Annotated in this window: 3 protein-coding genes; 2 read left to right on the forward strand and 1 reads right to left on the reverse strand. The window is 54.5% G+C overall.

Going from position 1 to position 3599, the window contains the following annotated elements; all coding sequences use genetic code 11:
• Nucleotides 1-104: 104 nt before the first annotated feature.
• A complete protein-coding gene (gene parS / locus B157_RS0110815; protein ID WP_245565054.1) occupies nt 105-533 on the forward strand; it encodes a type II RES/Xre toxin-antitoxin system antitoxin in 429 nt (142 codons plus the stop codon).
• The gene (locus tag B157_RS0110820; RefSeq protein WP_020603345.1) at nt 533-1033 is read left to right on the forward strand and encodes an RES family NAD+ phosphorylase; all 501 of its coding nucleotides are present in this window, start codon (nt 533-535) and stop codon (nt 1031-1033) included. Before parS ends, B157_RS0110820 begins: the two co-directional genes overlap by 1 nt.
• 28 nt (nt 1034-1061) lie before the next feature.
• Here B157_RS0110820 and B157_RS0110825 read toward each other — a convergent pair whose 3' ends face one another.
• Nucleotides 1062-3215 (reverse strand): glycoside hydrolase family 31 protein, encoded by a 2154-nt coding sequence (locus B157_RS0110825; RefSeq protein WP_020603346.1) that lies wholly within the window; start codon nt 3213-3215, stop codon nt 1062-1064.
• Nucleotides 3216-3599: the final 384 nt, after the last annotated feature.

Here is a 3599-nt window from a genome sequence, read left to right on the forward strand (position 1 = left end):
CCGCAAGGCACTGAACTGACTAAAAATGACCCTCAAGTGCGTCGACTGTATAGTTTCGGCTGTATAGCTGCTTAATTATTGACGAACCATTGTTATAAAACAACGTGATAAATCAAATCGGCACCCGCCAGACAGAAGAGACAATTATGTTTCCCGTTTCGCTTAGCCCGCTTCAGCTTATTGACCGGTCGCGTCAGGGTTTGGCCGGTGCCGAAGCAGGCCGTATTGCCCGGTTGCTGGGTGTTTCTGATAAGGAGATGGCCCCACTACTGAACCAATCCATTGCTACTTTCCACCGGCAGTCTAAGTCAGTACGGCTCGACGCAGCCACCTCCGAGCGTCTCCTGCTGTTGGGAAGACTGGCGAACTATGGCGCAACGGTCTTTCAGGATCAGGGTAAGTTTATCCGCTGGCTGCGTCGGCCCCTGCGTCTGTTGGGAGAGCGTTCGCCCCTGGCGTTGCTGGATAGCCCAACTGGCGTTCAGTTGGTAGAAGATATTCTGGGTCGTATTGAGTATGGTGTCTTTAGCTGATGGACAGTACCGCACCGCTGCGTCGGCTTTACCGTATCCAGACAGATAGTCATCGGGACACCATCCTGGAGGGAATTGGTACCCCACTTCGTGGCGGGCGATGGAATGCCAGGGGCAGCCCTATGGTGTATATGGCTACTACCCCGGAGTTGTGCTTTCTGGAATACATGGTTCATCTGAAGGGAACGCCCTTAGCCAATTTACCGCCGTTGATTCTTTGCGAGATTGACGTACCCGACAATTCGATTACCTTTCTGGACATCGCTCAGCTACCCGTTGGCTGGGACGATCCTTATGTTACACCACCTGGTTTGCCTGCCTTTGCGATGAAGCAATTTGACTATCATCAAACTCTGTGTCTCGCAGTAGCGTCCACCGTCGTTCCGCTGTCTCCTTCCCGCAATGTGTTGCTGGACCCACTTCACAGGCAGCGAAGTGCGTGTAGGATTGTATCCATACAGCCTTATCCAATTGATCCACGCCTGCCAACAGCGACATAGTCCGGCACCCGCTTTACTTTACCAGTAGTCAGGGTGTCATGAAAACCCAGGAAATGCCGGTATAGTGGAAGGTGGGGTCAGTGGGTGGTGTCCAGCTACCAGTCAACGATGCATTTTGATTCTGACTCACCGAAAGCTGCGTCCAGGTATGTTTCCCCTGCTCATAATCGAAGGTGACCCCATCATCGTCATAAAGCGTCCAGACAACCGCTGCTTTTCCGTAATGCCGAACGGTAAGGGGGAGTTTTTCAGTTGCGTTAGGCGAGTGAAGCGTGGGCGGAATCATGGGGATAAGGCCACCATCTTTCACGAATACCGGTATGTTGGCCAGTCCGGGCGTTATGTCGATCACTTCGCCCTCACCCGCCAACTTGCCCGTGTAGAAGTCGTACCATCTGCCAGCGGGAAGAATTACTTTCCGGCTTGTTTCGCCGGCAAACAGGGGCGCTACCAATAAGAAGTCCCCCACCATAAACTGATCTTTGCAATCTTTCCTGACTGCCAGGGCGTAGGGGTTATCCGTCGAATTGAGCGTTCCTGCGGTTGCGCGCTCATCGAATGAAAAACCGTCGACCAGGTTCATGGCCCGAATGGGTGGCTTCCCCTCAAACTGATACTGGGCAAAGGTGGTATACAGGTAGGGCAGCAACTGCATCCGTAAGTTCATGACCGCTTTTACGTCATCGGCCACGTCGGGAAAGGTCCAGGGTTTGGTGCCATCGGCCCAGGCATTGAGCATGGCCATAGGCGAAAAGCAGACTGTCTGCATCCGGCGCAGCCACTCTTCCGACGTTTTGGACGAGCGGGCTTCGGGTGTCCACAGTACCCCGGCAAAACTGCTGCTGCACAGGGCCGTAATGAAATCGCGGTGGTCGTAATAATCATTGTACAACACGTAGGGAAGGGCCGACGCACCGGCATTAGACCCCCGCACCAGCCCATACGTCCGCTGGTTACGCTCCCGAAACCAGTCGGCGGTCAGTTTCTGAAACTGAAGGCCATATACCTGCCGCATCTGTTCGGCACTGACGCCGGAGGGGAACGTAGCCACATCGGGCCACAGCCACTGGTCGTAGCCATCCACTTCATCTACTTTGTAGCCCGACACACCCATGGACAGGTGCTGTTTGATAAACAACTCTTTGTATAGCCTGCGGGCGGGGGCCATGTTGAAGTCGGGCACACGGCCTACCCATACCGTATGCGAGCCGGTATAAGGCAGAATGGCATTGAAGAGGGGAGAGTGGGACGAAACGTAGGGGTTGATCCATAAATTGGCCCGGATGTTTTTACTGGCCAGCTGCGCCAGAAACCGGGCGGGCTGCGGAAAACGCGTACTATCCCACACAAAGCTGTTCGGGTAGGAATGCGATTGCCAGCCGGGTTCCAGTCCCACAAAACTCAGGGGATAGCCTTTGGTTTCGAAGTCCGCCACTTCGTTCAGTATTTGCTCGTCCGTAAACAGCGTGGGCATCCGGTGGGTGAAACCCAGGCCCCATTTGGGCGGTAAGGTACCCCCTCCGCAATACAGGTTGTAGCGCTGCATCACTTCCATAGGCGTACGGCCGGCAAAGACGTACACCTCCGTACCCGCAGCGGGTACAACCACATCTACCGCATCGGAATAGGGTTGTGCCTGCCAGTTCCGGTCGGCGTTGCGGTTCATTTCGGGCGGGGATTCCGGCCCTTCGGCCCGCACTGCTGTACCGGCATACACCGTTAGGTACCGGGCCGAATTGATGAGTACGCCATAGCCCAGGCTGGACACATAAAAGGGAACGGGGGCGTGGGTTCGGCCATTGTCCCGACCACCATAATGGTCAACGTGCAGGGTTTTAATCGTCCCCCGTTGCTGTACCGCTTTGAAATTGAGACCCAGGCCAAAAAGCTGCTCCCCCCGTTGCAGGGGAAAGCGCAGGAACGTCTTGTTATCGGCCTGGCTATGAACGCTCCCCGTCAGCCATGCCGGGAAGGGAGCCGCTCCCAGTTTGGTAAGCCCGTCCAGTCTGGGTTGTATAGCCGCTACAGACAGCGGGGTGGGTCCATCGGCTTTACCAACGACTGCCTTCCAGACGCCCGGTGCCACGGGTTGCCAGCTAAACGCCGTTGGCTGCGCCTGTACTGACAAACACAGAAACAGAAACGCAGCGAGGAAAAAAAACTGACCAGAGAAGAAACGCATGGGATATGACAGAGTGTGGGTCGTACAATTTAGTTTATACTTTTTGAGCCCTAACCCTACCCCCCGATTGACGGTCGACCGCTGATTGATTTGAACAAAATAAATGCTGAAACTTACCACCCCCAACCCCTCCTAAAACAGGAGGGGACTATCCAACGGGGTACCCTTTTTTAAGCCCCCTCCTGTTTTAGGAGGGGGTTGGGGGTGGTCAGCGGGGTGACCTTTCGGCGATTCATTAATTCAAACAATCAGGGGGTTGAGGTTAGGACAATGGAAAATAAACTAAACTCTTTGGTACTCTGACAATTCTTGTGGTCAGATGGCTTGGGCTAGTACTCTGAGCCGAAGATGAGCGAAATTTGGTAGCCCATAACTGATCCGTTT

The sequence above is a fragment of the Spirosoma spitsbergense DSM 19989 genome (assembly GCF_000374085.1).
Classification (GTDB): Bacteria; Bacteroidota; Bacteroidia; order Cytophagales; family Spirosomataceae; genus Spirosoma; species Spirosoma spitsbergense.